We start from the raw sequence: 15,345 nt of genomic DNA on the forward strand, positions 1-15,345 counted from the left end.
GGTCCGACACAGAGCGGACCTTTTCGGTGCGGCGCGATAATTCGTCCCCAACTGACTCGATAATCCACAGACGAATTCGACGTCGCTGTTTTCCCTGGTCGAGCGGATGGCGGCATCGGGGCGATCGGCGAGGGTCTGTGCATGACCACATCACCTCTTCCAGGAGAATTCGAATTCTCCGACGACGACCTGGCCCTTTTCGGACGCGTTGAACGTGTTTCCGATCCAGGCGAATTGATCGCGGCAATACCCGCCCTCCTGGGATTCCATCCGTCCAACTCCGTCGTTGCGCTGTCTCTGATGGGCGCTTCCGCCTCGACGCTCGGCCCGGTAATGCGACACGACTACTTTCCAAGCGTCAAAGGAAAGCCTGCGAGGCAGATGAGCGCGGCGCTGCGCCAGTTCGCCGCCGTGTGTGACGGGGAAGGAGCGCGTGCGGTCGTTCTCGTGGTGATCACCAATTGCTCGACAGCTGAAACTCTCATCGACGAAACCATCGAACTGGCCGAGGTATTCGAAGACATGCTCGGCGGAACCTGCGTCGAGCTGGCTGACGTATTGTGCACGGCCGCAATAGAATCTGACCAGCCGTGGACGAGCGTCACGCGTTCGATTCACTGCGGCACCCTGCCAGACCCGGCATCTTCGTCGGTCGCGGCGGCGCAGGTGTTGGGCGGGAGGGTCATTCGCCGTTCGCGTGAGGAACTGGTCCGGTGGGTACAGGGTGCCGCTCGCAATCACGACGCGATTGCCCGACTGATCGCGAGCCGCCGAGAATCGAGTGAGTGCAGCGGAGGATCAGGCCGTGATGCAGCAGTTCAGCGCCGGGTCGATCTGGTGTTGGAACATGTCCGCCGTGTGGAGGCGGGCACTTACTACCCTGACCCGCAGGAATGCGCCGATCTGGTGGTCGCTTTGACGGACGTTCACGTGCGCGACGTGGTGTTGGGTCTGGCGATCACGTCGGTTGCCGCACATGCCGAACAATTGTGGCTCGTACTTACCCATGAAGTACCGTCTCCCGAACGAGCTTGGCCGGCAACACTTCTCGGGTTCTTTGCATACGTGCGCGGCGACGGGCCCCTGGCAGGTGTTGCGCTGTCGGCCGCACTGTCGGCCGATTCGGAACATACCTTGGCCGGATTGCTGGATTTATCGCTCCAATCCGGTGTGCACCCCGATGGGATCCGTGACCTTGCGGCCGTCGGATTGTCCATCGGCGAATCGCTCGGAATTGCCGGCTTGCCGCCGGCGCTGCCGAGTGGAAGCTAGCGAGCAGCGTGTGAGCGGTCGCCCAGATCCTGGAGGAACTGCCATGCATCGGCGACTATGACGTCGAGATCGGTACGCGTGGGCGTCCAACCCAACTCGGCAATCGCCTTGTCGCTCGATGCGATCAGTACGGCCGGATCACCCAGCCGTCGTGACGCGTCTTCGACGTTGATCGGCAGGCCGGTGACCCGCGCACAGGCAGCGATCACCTCGCGCACGCTGAAGCCGGCACCACTTCCGAGGTTGTAGATGCGGTGCTCGCCGGGAACCGAGGATTCGAGCGCCAGCAGATGCGCTTCGGCGAGGTCAAGCACGTGTATGTAGTCGCGTACCGCGGTGCCGTCCGGCGTGGGCCAGTCGGTTCCGAATACCGAGATCTTGTCTCGCTGCTCGAGTGCGACCTGAAGGACGAGCGGAATCAGGTGGGTTTCGATCACCCGGTTCTCGCCGGCGGACTTGTACGCACCCGCGACGTTGAAGTAGCGCAAGCTGGTAGCGCCGAGGCCGTGGGCGATCGAGTACGAGGTGATCGCATGATCGATCGCGAGCTTGGTCGCGCCGTACGGATTCGTAGGGCGGGTCGGAGCGGTTTCCACGATGGGGGACTGCTCCGGCTCGCCGTACGTCGCGGCGGTGGAAGAGAACACGAGCCGGGGAGTGCCGGAGACACGAATCGCCTCGAGCAGTTCGATGGTCGTGACGACGTTTCCGCGCCAGTACTTTTCGGGGTGCAGCACGGATTCGCCGACCAGCGACTGCGCAGCGAAGTGAAGTACGCCGTCGAAAACCGGTGAACCCGCACTGCCGAGGATGTCGGCGGCCAGCGCCCCCACATCCCCTTCGATGAACTCGGCACCGGCAGGCACCGCGTCGGCATTTCCGGTGGAGAGGTCGTCGATGACGACAACTTCGTGTCCACGCTCGAGCAACACAGTGCTGCACACACTGCCGACGTAACCGGCGCCGCCGGTGACCAGGAGTTTCATCTAGTTCCTCAGACCTGCTTGACCTGAACGGCGTGAGCCATTTCCTCGGACAGGTCGAACCCGCTGTGACCCGGCACGATGATGGTCACCGAGCCCGGACGGGTTTCGACCGTCACCCTGGCGTCGGGAACGACGCCGGCGTCACGCAGCTGCGCGATCACCTCGGGATCGGACTGCACGTGCTCGGCGAGTCGCCGAACGACCACAGCTGTCTGTGCGCCGTGCGGAATATCGGTCAGGCGCACCAACGTTTCGGTGGTGGCAACCGGGCCGTCGAGTCCCAACTGGTCCAAGCCCGGAATCGGGTTGCCGTATGGCGACGTCGTGGGGTTGTTCAGAACGACGACGAGTCGACGCTCGACCTCCTCGCTCATCACGTGCTCCCAACGGCATGCCTCGGCATGTACGTCTTCCCATTTGAGACCGATGACGTCCACCAGTAGGCGCTCTGCCAACCGGTGCTTACGCATGACAGAGATCGCGAGATCGCGACCCTTGTCGGTGAGTTCCAGATGTCGATCGCCGGCGACCATCAGCAAGCCGTCGCGCTCCATACGCGCAACTGTCTGGCTGACGGTGGGTCCGCTCTGTTCGAGCCGTTCGGCGATCCGCGCCCGGAGTGGGACTACGCCCTCTTCTTCCAAGTCGTAGATCGTCCGGAGATACATCTCCGTGGTGTCGACTAGATCCTTCACACTCAACCCCTTCGTCAGTTGATCATTCTACCGTTCAGTTCGTGGTTCCGGTGCCGCCTCCACTGCGGCGAGTCCAGCGCGTGTCCGAATTGGATTCGTGTCACTCGATCTCGGTCTCCGAAGCGGGCCGCGAGTGTGGTGTGCGGCACGAAACGAGAAGGAAGTAGCGTGATCCCATGACCGCGTCGATCAGATCTGACGGGGACCCCGCGGCGTCTCGAGCGAATCGAGTCGTGGTGTGGAGTCCGGAGTACCTGAGCTATCGGTGGAGCGCCGATCACCCGATGAATCCCACTCGCCTCGATCTCACGATGGCACTCTCGCGAAGCCTCGGACTTCTCGAGGGCATCGAATTTCTCGAACCGAGCGCCGCGTCCGATGCCGACCTCCTCAGAATCCACACACCGGCATATCTTGCAGCGGTCAAAGACGCGGGTAACTCTGCGAACAACGGTGTGAGCGGCCAGGATGTTCCCCACGGGCTCGGTACCGAGGACAACCCGGTCTTCCCGCACATGCACGAAGCAAGTGCGATCCTCGCCGGCGGCTCGCTGGCCGCAGCGCAGGAAATCGCTTCGGGACGTACGCGACGCGCGGTCAGCATCGGCGGCGGCATGCACCACGCGATGGCGGATTGGGCTTCGGGATTCTGCGTCTACAACGATGCGGCTGTGGCGATTTCGTGGCTGCTCGACAACGGCTACGACCGCATCGCCTACATCGACGTCGACGCTCATCACGGCGACGGAGTGCAACATGCGTTCCTCGGGGACCCCCGGGTGCTCACGGTCTCGCTGCATCAGCACCCGGCAACCTTGTGGCCGAACACCGGATGGTCGAGCGAGGTCGGCGACGGGGCCGCTGAAGGCACTGCAGTGAACATCCCGGTGCTTCCCGGGACCGTCGACGCGTTGTGGCTGCGCGCATTTCACGCCGTCGTCCCGGGAGCCATTGCAGCCTTCCGCCCGCAGATCATCATCAGCCAGTGCGGAGTCGACTCGCACCGCGAGGACCCGCTCGCGGACCTCGCTCTGACCGTCGACGGCCAGCGAGCAGCGTTCCTGGCAATGCGCGATCTTGCCGACCGCTACTCCGAGGGCCGGTGGCTGGCAGTCGGCGGCGGCGGATACGGACTGGTTCGCGTCGTGCCGAGGGCATGGACTCACCTGATCGCTGCCGCGCTCGATCGCGAGGTCGACGTCGACACAGCTGTGCCTGACGAGTGGAAGGAATCGACGAAGCTGCGAGCGCCGAGCGTCGACCTCCCGCCGACCATGGGCGACGGCGGAGATGTCGCATACACCCCGTGGGACGGCCCGGGTGGTACACCGGAGACAGGTGTCGCCTCGGTAGATCGTGCACTCACCCGAATCGACTCGGCGATCATCGCCACACGCCGCGCTTCGTTCCCGCTACTCGGACTCGACCCGGAGGATCCCCGTGACTGAACAGTCCGATACCGATGCCGGCGGCGCGAGCGACCAGGCGCCGAACACCGACCCCGCTCACACCTATCCCCATTCGTGGGTAGTCGATGTTCTCGCCTCCGACGGCGGCGCGGTGGCGTTGCGACCCATCGTTCCCGAGGACGCGGACAAGCTCGTCGAATTCCACGGCAAACTCTCCGAGCGGACCCGGTACCTGCGCTACTTCGGCCCGTACCCCACGATGTCGGCGCGCGACGTGAAGAATTTCACGACGGTCGACCACCACAACCGCGTCGCCTTCGTGATGATGCTCGGCGACGAGATCATCGCGGTGGGTCGCTACGAGCGACTCCTCGACGTCGGTGACGGAAAGTCTGCCGAGGTCGCCTTCGTCGTCGCCGACGCACACCAGGGGCGCGGCCTCGGCCCGATCCTGCTCGAATACCTGGCAGCAGCAGCGGCCGAGAACGGCCTGACGATGTTCGTCGCCGAGGTCCTGTCCGAGAACCGCAACATGGTGACGGTGTTCCGTGAGGCGGGGTATCAGGTGAGCCGCTCGTTCGACGGTGGCGTGCTGCGACTCGAATTCGCGATCGACCCGACGGAAGCGCTTGTTTCAGTGCGTAATTCGCGTGAGCGGGCAGCTGAGGCCCGCAGCATGGGAAACGTGCTGAGTCCACGATCGGTGGCAGTGATCGGCGCATCAGCGGACCCCGCCAAGGTGGGTAACGCGGTGTTGACCAACCTGCTGCGCGGCGGATTCACCGGACCGGTCTACCCCGTCAACGCGGAGCATCGTTCGGTTCACGGGGTGCGGGCGTACCCAACTGTTCGTGACATTCCTGACGACGTCGATCTCGCCGTCGTGGCTGTACCTGCGGAATCGATCAATTCGGTACTCGACGACTGCCTCGACAAGGGCGTCAAAGCGCTGGTGGTGGTCTCGTCGGGCTTCAGTGAGAGCGGTCCGGACGGACGCTCGTCCGAACGCAAACTGGTCCATGCAGCACGCGCTCACGGAATGCGCCTCATCGGTCCGAATGCGCTGGGTGTCGCGAACAACGACCCCGCGATCTCGTTGAATGCGACTCTCGCGCCGGTCTTGCCGGTGGCAGGCAACGTGGGTTTCTTCTGTCAGTCCGGCGCGCTCGGTATCGCCATTCTCGACGAAGCCGCGCGCAGCCGAATCGGGTTGTCCGCCTTCGTTTCTGCCGGCAACCGTGCGGACGTCTCGGGCAACGACCTTCTGCAGTACTGGGATTCCGACCAGTCCACCGAAGTGGTCCTTCTCTACCTGGAGAGCTTCGGCAACCCGCGAAAGTTCTCCCGGATCGCCCGCCGAGTTGCGCGGAAGAAGCCGATCGTCGCGGTCAAGAGCGGTCGGCACGCGGTTCCGCCGGTTCTCGCCGCCACCGGAGTCGAGATCGACGATTCGATCGTCCGCGCCCTCTTCGAACAGGCGGGCGTCATCCAGGTCGGCTCCATTTCACAATTGTTCGACTGTGCCTTGCTCTTCGGATACCAGCCGTTGCCGGCGGGTCCGCGGCTTGCTGTCATCGGCAACTCGACCGCGCTCGGTGTCCTTGCCGCGGACGCCGCCCGCAGTGAAGGTTTGCAGGTCAGCGACCCGGTCGACCTTGGCGCCCAGGCGAGTCCGGAATTGTTCGCCGCTGCCGTGCGCGACGCGTTGGCGTCGTTCGACGTCGATGCCGTCATCGCCGTCTTCGTTCCTCCGGTTGCCATTCCGGTCGAGCCGTTCGCGAAAGCGCTCAAAGACGCCGTCGCCGGCTCGGACAAGCCGATTCTCACGACGTTCCTCGCAGCCGAGGGTGTGCCGGACGTCCTGGCGGTCCGCGACGAAGTCGGAAACCCGACCCGCGGTTCGGTGCCGTCCTACCCAGGGCCGGAGCGCGCCGCACTGGCGTTGGCGAGGGCCTGGCGTTACGCGGAGTGGCGCAGCAAGCCTGCGTCGAAGGTTGTTCGCCCCGCGGGAATCGACTCCGAACGAGCCCAGAAGATGGTGGCCGCCTGGCTTGAAAACTCGCCTGGCCGTTGGCTTTCGGACGTCGAAGCAGCAGCTCTTCTCGAGTGCTACGGGGTTGCAGTCGTCGAATTCCGTTCGGTCCTGAGCGAAGACGAAGCTGTAGAGGCAGCGGATGCTGTCGGCTACCCGGTCGCGGTCAAGGCAACCGGCGAAATGTGGCGACACCGACCGGATCTGGGCGGCGTCAGGCTGGATCTGAGTGGACCGGAATCGGTGCGCCTCGCTTACCGAGATCTTGCGGCCGCGTCGGGTGAACCGCTGCTGCACGTGCAGAAAATGGCAACCAAGGGCATCGGGTGTGTGGTTGGTGTCCAAGACGACCCGTCGTTCGGTTCGCTGATCTCGTTCGGTCTCGCCGGTGTGATCTCCGATCTCCTCGGGGACCGTGCCTATCGCGTACTGCCGCTCACGGAAGACGCTGCTACGGAGTTGATCGACGCACCCAAGGCAGCACCGCTGCTCTCCGGATATCGAAATGCCGTTCCGGTCAACAAGGGTGCCTTGGTCGATCTGGTCCAGCGGATCTCGGCGCTGGCCGACGACATTCCCGAAGTCCGCGAACTGGCCTGTGAGCCGGTACTTGCTTCGGCTACCGGCGCGGAGATCACCGATTCGCGAGTACGCATCGGGCCCGAGCCGAGTGCAATCGACCTGGGGCCCAGGCGTCTGCGGTAGATACAGCGTCTGCGGTAGGTACAACGAACAACACCGGCCATCGCACATTCCCGAGGGGGAGGGAATAAGCGGTGGCCGGTGCTTTGTGCGGTGCGTCAGCGCGAGTGGTGTGGCGCGCTGACGCACGTGCTGTGTTGTTTGATCAGCTCGCGTAGGAACGCAGTTTCTCGGCGCGATCGCCGACGCGGAGCTTGCCCATGACCTCACGCTCGATCTGACGAACCCGCTCACGCGAGAGGCCGAAGAGCTTGCCGATCTGATCGAGTGTGCGAGGCTGGCCGTCGTCGAGACCGTAGCGAAGTCGGATGACCTGCTGCTCGCGCTCGTCGAGCGTCCCGAGCACGCTGCGCACATCGCTGTGCAGCAGACCGGCGATGACGGCGTTCTCCGCCGAAGTCGCCTCGGAATCTTCGATGAAGTCGCCCAAGGGTGCTTCTTCGTCGTTACCGACGGGCATGTCCAGGCTTACCGGGTCGCGACTGTGGTCGAGCAGGTCCGCGATCTTGTGCGCCGGGATGCCCGACTCTTCGGCCAACTCGTCGTCCGTCGCTTCGCGCCCGAGCTGCTGGTGCAGTTCACGCTTGATGCGGGCGAGCTTGTTGACCTGCTCCACGAGGTGGACTGGGAGCCGGATGGTGCGGCTCTGATCAGCCATTCCGCGGGTGATCGCCTGACGGATCCACCAGGTGGCGTACGTCGAGAACTTGAAGCCCTTGGCGTAGTCGAACTTCTCCATGGCACGGATGAGTCCGAGGTTGCCTTCTTGAATGAGATCGAGGAGCGGCATTCCGCGGCCGGTGTAGCGCTTGGCCAGCGACACGACGAGTCGCAGGTTCGCTTCCAGGAGGTGGCTACGCGCCGACTGTCCCTCGCGAACGATCGTTGCGAGATCCCGCTTCTTGGCGACTGTCAGGCGCTTTCCCGTGGCAAGGACGTGGCTGGCGTACAGCCCCGCTTCGATTCGCTTCGCCAGTTCGACCTCGTCTGCTGCTGTCAGCAGTGCAGTACGACCGATCCCGTTCAGGTAGACGCGGACCAGGTCTGCGGCCGGGCTCTGGGCGTCCAGATCTGCGGCGCTCGGACGAATGCGAGTAGTGGTGCTGGGGCTTGTCATGACTTGCCTCCCTATCGGCGGTCTCTCACACAGTTCAACGTGTGAGAGTTCCGGGAAAGTTCCCGCGCCGATTTCCGCTAAAACGCCGTGACCTGCAGTTATTTCCCAGTCGTCCTGAGAAGTTGCTGAGAACACAAAAATCTGCAACTCACCGGGAACTCAGTTCGTGACGGGAAGCACCAACCCGTGCCGGACAAGCGAGACCAGCAATGTGACGACGGCCTCACGTAGCTGGTCCGGGTCTTCGCCGTTCGCCGCGGCGAGAAGTTCGACCAGTTCGTCGACCACCAGTCCGTCCGCTCGGAGCCCGGCCAGCAGCGCAGCACCGAGCTCGTCGATCTCGTGCTGCCAGTGCGGTCCGTTGCCGCGGTGCACACGCGTGACCACTTGCTGCCATCCCTCGTCGCCGGGGAGGTAGACGCGTTCGAGAGCCGTGTCCGGATCGAGGACGAATCGTTCCTCGAGGACGTCGTGTTCACGCAACCAGGTAAGACGGTCGAAGTAAGCGAGCGCCTCGGCCCCGAGCGGGTCCGAGAAGCCGTGCATGAGGTCCTCGGCCATCAGGTCGGTGGGGGAGTCGGTGCGGCGAAGGAACACGAAACCGAAGCCGACGCCCTCGACATCGGCTTCTTCGAGGTGATCCAGCCAGGCGTTTGCTCTCGATGCCGATTCCGGATCTCGCGGATCCTGCCCGCCGTCCTTGAGCCACGTGCCGACGTACAGAGCTGGGTCCGCCACGTCGCGCTGCACCACCCAGGCGTCGACGCCGTGCGCCGGCAGCCACGACGCGATCCGCGAACGCCAGTCCTGTCCTTCGATGTGCACCCACGAGGCCAACAGTGCTGCCGTGCCGCCGGGGTTCAGATAGTCGATCGAGCGCGAGATCATCAATTCGCTCGCACCGTCGAGATCGAGGCCGGAATCGCGGTACGTGTGATGGACGCGTGCCTCGCCGACGACAAACGGGGGATTGGCGACCACCTGGTCGAAGGTTCGACCCTCGACGGGTTCGAACCAGGACCCCTGAAGCAGTTCGACGTCCAGTCCGTTGAGCGCCATGGTTGCGGCCGTGAGGTCGACGGCGCGTTGATTGATGTCGGTTGCGGTGACCGAATCCGCGTATGTGTTCGCGTGCAGGGCTTGGATGCCGCATCCCGTACCGAGGTCGAGCACGCTGCCGACCTTCGCGGTGGGCGTGGCCTGCAGCAAGGACAGTGACGCATGTCCGACTCCCAGCACGTGATCGGCCATGGCCTTCTTGGGACGGATTCCGCCGTCGAGATCCGAGATCACCCAACGGTCGCCGTCGCCGACGTCGATGGGGCGAAGATCGACCGCGGCCCGCACGAGCGGATTCTCACTGTCGAAGTTTTCACCTTCGAGCAGGCCGGCGTCGACGCACTGCGCAATTGTCAGCGGAGTCAACGCCGCGGCGACGTCGCCTGCTGGGCAATCATCGGCGAGAAGGAACAGTCTGATGAGAACGCCCAGGTCCCCGAGTTCTCGGGTGGCGCGGCGCACGGGTACCGGCTCACTTCGGCCGAGAGCGGCGTGAACTTCGGGACCCAATGCCTCGAGCATGGTTCCCGTGTCGAATCGATTGCGAAGCAGGGCCTCACGCAGCGCAGGGGTGATGGACAGGAGCGTTTCGCTTCTCACCCCGTCATTCTCGCAGGCGGAACTTGTCAGCCTTCGATGGTGTGGTGCGTCGCGGATTCGATCTCGCCTGCGGTCTTCTTTCGTCCGTCGTATCGGCTCGGTTCGTCCTTGGTGCGCGGTGGTCGGTCGTTGGCGATCAGGACGGCGATCCAGGGAAGCGGAATGGATGCGCCGATGATGAGCATCGAGATCCAGGCGTTGGCCCAGATGCCGTACGCGATCGCCGCGAGGATCAACGCCGGGAACCGGAAGGACATGATGATCATGTACTTGCGCACTCGGGCTTTGTGCTGTTCTTCGACGGACTTCTGCGCTTCGGTGATCAGTACGGGATTATCGGGAGTCCCGGCCTCGTCGGACCTGCCGAACGCGCCATTTCGTGCCATGACTCCACTGTTCCACTCTCGGCCGACAATTGCACACGACCCGTGGGTCGCACCGCTGTGACGGAGACGGCATTATTGGAGGGGTGAGCACTCAAACCAAGGAACGTCCCGACGTCTCCACCGACGAAACGACCGACGACGACACCCCGAAGTTCTTCCACTACGTGAAGAAGAACAAGATCGCCGAGAGCGCCGTCATGGGAACCCATGTCGTCGCGCTGTGCGGCGAGGTGTTTCCCGTGACGAAGTCCGCCAAGCCGGGATCACCGGTGTGCCCGGACTGCAAGAAGATTTACGAAGGGCTCCGCAAGGGCGACTGACCTCGGGTCACGCGAGCGGGAGTACTTCCGGAGCTCGGCGGATCGACAGCCTCGACGCAGTCGGCCGCCGGGCTCTTCGCGTCTGCCTGCGGTTCATCGCAGGGATCTTGGTCGGCGCACGAGTTCTGGCGCGACTCTGTTTGTCTGCTGCGGGGCCGCCCGTACGAGGGGACCGTGGCCGGATCCGCTTTGTCGCCCGAGATGCGGATCGGGCTGGTGGCCAGGTGCCAGGTCAGGTTGGTGACCGGACCGGTCTCGTCGTCGGTGTTCTGAGCCGCAAGCCACTCTCGCATCTGCTCCATCCGAGTGGCACGAGCCGGCCAGAACTCCTGAACCGTCGCGTTGAACTCGGCGCCGAGGACGACGGCGAAACCGAGGAAGAACGTGAAGAGCAGAAATGCGATCGGCGTTGCCAGTGCGCCGTACGTGTAGCCGGTGCTGGTGACAAATCCCAGGTACCAGCGCAATCCGGTACTGGCGGCCATGAAGAACACACCGGCGACCAGCGCGCCCGCGAGCAGCCGATGCCACGGCAGCGACTTCGGTAGAGCGACTTTGTAGAGCGTCGTGAGGCCGATGATCACCAGTAGACCGACAGCGGGGTAGTAGAACGTGTCGACCAGATTCGATCCGACCACGTACCAGGAGGCCGGCAGTGCTCGCCCGACGAGCGTCGGCCCGAGAGCTACCAGCGGCAGGATGAACACAGCCATCACCAGGAACATCACGTAGAGCAGCAGGGCGAAGATGCGCTGCCAGATGGGATTGCGTGCATCCTGCTGACCGTGTGCTTCCACGATCGAGTCGACGAACGTACTGATCGCCGATGATCCCGCCCACAGGGAGAGCAGGAAGCCCACCGAGATGATCTCCGGTCGTCCGCGCTGAAGGACGTCCGTCACCGTCGGGCGGATGATCTGGTCGACGACGCTTTCGCTGAAGATCGTTCCGCTGAACGTGACGATCTTGGATTCGATGATCTCGACGGTGTTGGGTCCGAACCACCCACCGATGTAGCCGATCATTCCGAGAAGGCCCAGAAGCAGGGGAGCCAGTGACAGCGTTTGCCAGAACGCGGCCGTAGCCGCCTTTCCGAAGATGGAATCGTCCCAGGCCTTGCTCAGTGTGCGACCGATCAACTGCCCGGTGCGGCGTAGCGGATGCCATCTGCGGTGGTGCAGATCACTTCCGCTCGACTTCTCGCCTCGCGCTTCACTCATGATGTCTCCAGCATCCCTGACGACACACCCGGTTGCCCAACCATGGCGCCGACGTGTCGCACATTTCTGAGACAATTCGCGTGCAGGTCGGCAGGATGCGAGAGCAGCGAAACCTCGCCGGCCGGAGTGAGAACGGCCATGAGTACGCGCTTCGAGTGCGGCTTTCGTCGGTGGCGGCGGCTAGGCTCGTCGCCGGACATTGATGAAAATTCGAGGAGCGCGAGACAACAGTGCGATTCCAGTGGAGGCGCGGCCTATGACGTCTGAGACCGTGGCAGCCGAGTTCGGCAATTCGCCCGAACCCGCCGGAGCTCAATCCGCGGGAACCCAACCTGGCGCCCCTACCGGTTCCCTTCGTGCATGGCAGCGCCGTGCACTGACCAAGTACCTTTCCAGCAGTCCGCGTGACTTCCTGGCGGTCGCAACGCCGGGAGCAGGTAAGACCACCTTCGCTCTGCGGGTAGCTTCGGAATTGCTCCGTGACCGGACGGTCGACCAGATAACCGTCGTGGCGCCGACCGAGCACCTCAAGCACCAGTGGGCGGAGTCCGCTCAGCGATCCGGCCTGGCATTGGACTCGCGGTTCTCCAACTCGACCGGCCAGACCTCGAGTGACTATCACGGCGTCGTGCTGACCTACGCCCAGGTTGCCTCGCACCCGTCGAAGCACCGTGTGCGCACCGAGGGCCGCAAGACGCTGGTCATCCTCGACGAGATCCACCACGGCGGCGACGCCAAGAGCTGGGGCGACGCCATTCGTGAGGCGTTCGGCGACGCGACCAGGCGTCTCGCACTGACCGGAACTCCGTTCCGCAGTGACGACAGTGCCATTCCTTTTGTCGAGTACGAGCCGGACAAGGAAGGTCTGCTCCGCTCGAAAGCCGATCACTCCTACGGATATTCGGATGCCCTCAAGGACGGCGTGGTTCGCCCCGTCGTGTTTCTCGCCTACTCGGGCGAGGCACGGTGGCGAAACAACGCCGGCGAGGAATTCACCGCTCGGCTCGGCGAGCCGCTGAGCGCCGAGCAGACGACTCGGGCATGGCGTACGGCCTTGGACCCTGCCGGCGACTGGATTCCTGCCGTGCTGCAAGCAGCAGACACCCGTTTGGCGCAGCTGCGCAGTACGGGTATGCCCGATGCCGGTGGACTTGTCATCGCGACGGACCAGACGGTGGCCCGCGAGTACGCGAAGGCGTTGACAGCGATCACCGGCGAACAGCCGGCCGTCGTGCTGTCCGACGACCCCACCGCGTCCAAGCGAATCGCCGAATTCGGTGCGAGCGACCAGAAATGGATGGTCGCGGTGCGCATGGTGTCCGAGGGCGTCGACGTTCCCCGTCTGGCGGTCGGTGTGTACGCGACCAGCGCGTCGACCCCGCTGTACTTCGCTCAGGCGATCGGGCGCTTCGTGCGTTCGCGTCGTAAGGGCGAAACTGCCAGCGTCTTCCTGCCGTCGGTGCCGGTGCTTCTCGACCTTGCTGCACAGCTCGAGGCTCAGCGTGACCACGTACTCGGCAAGCCGCATCGTGAGAAGGACGGCCTCGAAGACGACCTGCTCGCCGATGCGAACAAGCAGAAGGACGAGCTGGGCGAGGAGGAGAAGGCGTTCACGTCCCTGGGCGCCGATGCCGAACTCGACCAGGTGATCTACGACGGATCGTCCTTCGGTACCGCGACATTCGCCGGAAGTGACGAGGAAGCCGACTACCTCGGTCTGCCAGGCCTACTCGACGCCGATCAGATGCGGGCATTGCTGCGTCAACGCCAGCAGACACAGGTCGAGGCCAACTCGGCCAAGGCCGCCGCACCGCAACCCACGGCGGCAGTGGTATCCGATCGAGCGGCCACGGCAGATCAGCTCGGAGCGCTCCGCAAGGAGCTGAACGGGTTGGTGGCGATGAACGTTCACCGCACCGGCAAACCACACGGCATCATTCACGCGGAACTTCGCCGAGTGTGCGGAGGCCCGCCGACGGCCATCGCGACTGTCGATCAGCTGACCGAGCGCATCGCGATCCTACGCAGCTGGTAGCAGCCGATACCGATCCCGCACGCTTCGCGTGCTTGCGGCCCCGGAACGGCAGAACGGGCGATCACAGTGAATGTGATCGCCCGTTCTGGCGTTCATGGCGCGCCTCGTGAAGAGGCCACCCCCGGCTGACAGGTCAGATTGCGGGTTCGCTTTCGGAGACGACGGCATTCATCTCGCGAAGTCGATCCGCGTGTTCGGTTGCGTGGTGTCCGCAGAAGAGAAGCTCGCCGCCGGTGGGAAGCACGGCGCGTACGCGTGCTCCGGCACCGCACCGGTCGCACCGGTCGGCAGCGGTCAACTGTGGGCTGGTCAGTGTTCCGGGCATGACTCCTCCGTACTGGCTTTGCGGCATTCGGGCCGCGTGCCTGGGGCCTGGTCCGCCGCGTCGGAATGGCGCGGTAGATCCACTCTTACAGACGTTTGGGGTTTACGGGTTGTTCCCGAAGGCGTTTCTTAGTGTTGTGTCTCACTGGAAATGCGCTGGGCAGGCATTCTCGGGTGAAGATTGTTCGCTGACAGCTGATTCGAATCGCCGACCTCAGCCCGATATTCTGGGCGGATGAACCCGGGACGCGAACCCCTTGTCGACGAGAGCGTCGAGTTGCTCCACATATGCACGCGCGAGGAATGGGCGCGGGCACAACAGCACGGCGAACGTATCCCCGACGGATTCGAGGCGGAGGGATTTGTTCACATGTCGACTCCGGCGCAAGTTCATCTCCCGGCGAATCGGATCTTCGCCGGCCGCGACGACATAGTCCTTCTCGCCATCGATCCGGCCCTGCTCGGTGGTCAGGTCAAGTACGAACCGGGCGTCCCTTCTGACCCGGAATCGATGCGATTCCCGCATCTGTACGCCCCGATTCCGGTCGCAGCCGTCACCGCTGTCGTCGAGTATCTTCCGGACGAGAACGGCGTGTTTTCGCCGGTTCGGTAGGTCGCCGGTTCGCTCGCCGCGAAGTGCTCCCGGCGGATTGTGGCCCTCACGCGATGCAGGTCGCCGATCGGCGCTACCGTTGGTATATGAACGTAGAAGTCACCCCACTACCGGGGATCGGGACGCGCAAGGATTTTGTTCTGTCTTCCGGTCGTCGCGTGGGTGTCGTCACCCATCGGGACGGTCATACCGACCTCATCGTGTCCAAGGCAGACGACCCTGACGCGTGTGCTGCCTCGCTGCCTCTGACCACCGAGGAAGCGGCAGCGCTCAGCAATCTCCTGGGTGCCCCACAGCTCGTTGCGCAGCTCGAAGAAGAGCACCGTGACCTTCCGGGCATTCGAACCAAACAGCTCTACATCAAGGACGGTTCGCGCTACGACGGGCAGACCCTCGGGGACACCGGCATGCGCACGCGTACCGGAGTCTCCATCGTCGCCGTCATGCGTGCCGGACAGGTCAGCCCGTCCCCGAACCCCGACTTCACCTTCACCGGGGGAGATCTTCTCGTAGCAGTCGGAACGCCGGACGGTTTGGCCGCAGCGGCAAAAATCTTGGCCAACGGCTGACTGGCG

The 15,345-nt window shown here is 64.0% G+C and carries 14 protein-coding genes; 7 read left to right on the forward strand and 7 right to left on the reverse strand.

The window, feature by feature from the left end:
* The first annotated feature begins 141 nt into the window (after positions 1-141).
* Positions 142-1,272, forward strand: coding sequence for a DUF4192 domain-containing protein (locus RA302_RS13345; protein ID WP_243617223.1), 1,131 nt, complete (start codon positions 142-144; stop codon positions 1,270-1,272).
* Here the strand turns inward: RA302_RS13345 and galE are convergent.
* Both galE and RA302_RS13355 read right to left on the reverse strand, forming a co-directional pair.
* Entirely contained in the window at positions 1,269-2,258 is a 990-nt protein-coding gene (gene galE, locus RA302_RS13350; RefSeq protein WP_029255256.1) for a UDP-glucose 4-epimerase GalE, read from the reverse strand. The genes RA302_RS13345 and galE overlap by 4 nt on opposite strands.
* Positions 2,259-2,266: 8 nt before the next feature.
* On the reverse strand, positions 2,267-2,953 hold the full coding sequence (locus RA302_RS13355) for a metal-dependent transcriptional regulator (protein WP_003942150.1): 687 nt from the start codon (positions 2,951-2,953) through the stop codon (positions 2,267-2,269).
* Positions 2,954-3,129: 176 nt separating this feature from the next.
* Here RA302_RS13355 and RA302_RS13360 point away from each other — a divergent pair, with 176 nt between their 5' ends.
* Both RA302_RS13360 and RA302_RS13365 read left to right on the forward strand, forming a co-directional pair.
* Positions 3,130-4,401 (forward strand): acetoin utilization protein AcuC, encoded by a 1,272-nt coding sequence (locus RA302_RS13360; protein WP_019748234.1) that lies wholly within the window; start codon positions 3,130-3,132, stop codon positions 4,399-4,401.
* Positions 4,394-7,099 carry a bifunctional GNAT family N-acetyltransferase/acetate--CoA ligase family protein gene (locus RA302_RS13365; RefSeq protein WP_060938493.1) on the forward strand — a complete coding sequence of 902 codons (2,706 nt, stop codon included), beginning with the start codon at positions 4,394-4,396 and terminating at the stop codon, positions 7,097-7,099. Before RA302_RS13360 ends, RA302_RS13365 begins: the two co-directional genes overlap by 8 nt.
* Positions 7,100-7,241: 142 nt before the next feature.
* Here RA302_RS13365 and RA302_RS13370 read toward each other — a convergent pair whose 3' ends face one another.
* From RA302_RS13370 to RA302_RS13380, 3 genes are all read right to left on the reverse strand, one after another.
* The gene (locus RA302_RS13370) at positions 7,242-8,213 is read right to left on the reverse strand and encodes a sigma-70 family RNA polymerase sigma factor (protein ID WP_003942639.1); all 972 of its coding nucleotides are present in this window, start codon (positions 8,211-8,213) and stop codon (positions 7,242-7,244) included.
* A 159-nt stretch (positions 8,214-8,372) separates the two neighbouring features.
* Complete coding sequence (locus RA302_RS13375) at positions 8,373-9,872, reverse strand: methyltransferase (protein WP_243617224.1); 1,500 nt, start codon at positions 9,870-9,872, stop codon at positions 8,373-8,375.
* A gap of 26 nt (positions 9,873-9,898) precedes the next feature.
* On the reverse strand, positions 9,899-10,258 hold the full coding sequence (locus RA302_RS13380) for a DUF3099 domain-containing protein (protein ID WP_019748237.1): 360 nt from the start codon (positions 10,256-10,258) through the stop codon (positions 9,899-9,901).
* 83 nt (positions 10,259-10,341) lie between these two features.
* Between RA302_RS13380 and RA302_RS13385 the strand changes: the two genes are divergently transcribed.
* On the forward strand, positions 10,342-10,578 hold the full coding sequence (locus RA302_RS13385; protein ID WP_003942602.1) for a DUF3039 domain-containing protein: 237 nt from the start codon (positions 10,342-10,344) through the stop codon (positions 10,576-10,578).
* On the opposite strand, the gene RA302_RS13390 is transcribed toward RA302_RS13385, so the two are convergent.
* Complete coding sequence (locus RA302_RS13390; protein WP_020907556.1) at positions 10,551-11,798, reverse strand: YihY/virulence factor BrkB family protein; 1,248 nt, start codon at positions 11,796-11,798, stop codon at positions 10,551-10,553. The two genes, RA302_RS13385 and RA302_RS13390, sit on opposite strands and share 28 nt — an antisense overlap.
* A 256-nt stretch (positions 11,799-12,054) precedes the next feature.
* On the opposite strand from RA302_RS13390, the gene RA302_RS13395 reads away from it, so the two are divergent.
* Complete coding sequence (locus RA302_RS13395) at positions 12,055-13,833, forward strand: DEAD/DEAH box helicase (protein ID WP_020907558.1); 1,779 nt, start codon at positions 12,055-12,057, stop codon at positions 13,831-13,833.
* 133 nt (positions 13,834-13,966) lie between these two features.
* Here the strand turns inward: RA302_RS13395 and RA302_RS13400 are convergent, their stop codons facing one another.
* The gene (locus tag RA302_RS13400; protein ID WP_003942643.1) at positions 13,967-14,158 is read right to left on the reverse strand and encodes a hypothetical protein; all 192 of its coding nucleotides are present in this window, start codon (positions 14,156-14,158) and stop codon (positions 13,967-13,969) included.
* A 234-nt stretch (positions 14,159-14,392) separates the two neighbouring features.
* Between RA302_RS13400 and RA302_RS13405 the strand changes: the two genes are divergently transcribed.
* Both RA302_RS13405 and RA302_RS13410 read left to right on the forward strand, forming a co-directional pair.
* Entirely contained in the window at positions 14,393-14,770 is a 378-nt protein-coding gene (locus RA302_RS13405; protein ID WP_243617225.1) for a DUF952 domain-containing protein, read from the forward strand.
* An 86-nt stretch (positions 14,771-14,856) separates the two neighbouring features.
* Positions 14,857-15,339: a cation:proton antiporter regulatory subunit gene (locus tag RA302_RS13410; RefSeq protein ID WP_021344116.1), complete on the forward strand. Its 483-nt coding sequence runs from the start codon at positions 14,857-14,859 to the stop codon at positions 15,337-15,339.
* Positions 15,340-15,345 lie beyond the last annotated feature (6 nt).

It is taken from the genome of Rhodococcus sp. DN22, assembly GCF_036669995.1.
Taxonomy (GTDB): Bacteria; Actinomycetota; Actinomycetes; order Mycobacteriales; family Mycobacteriaceae; genus Rhodococcus_F; species Rhodococcus_F erythropolis.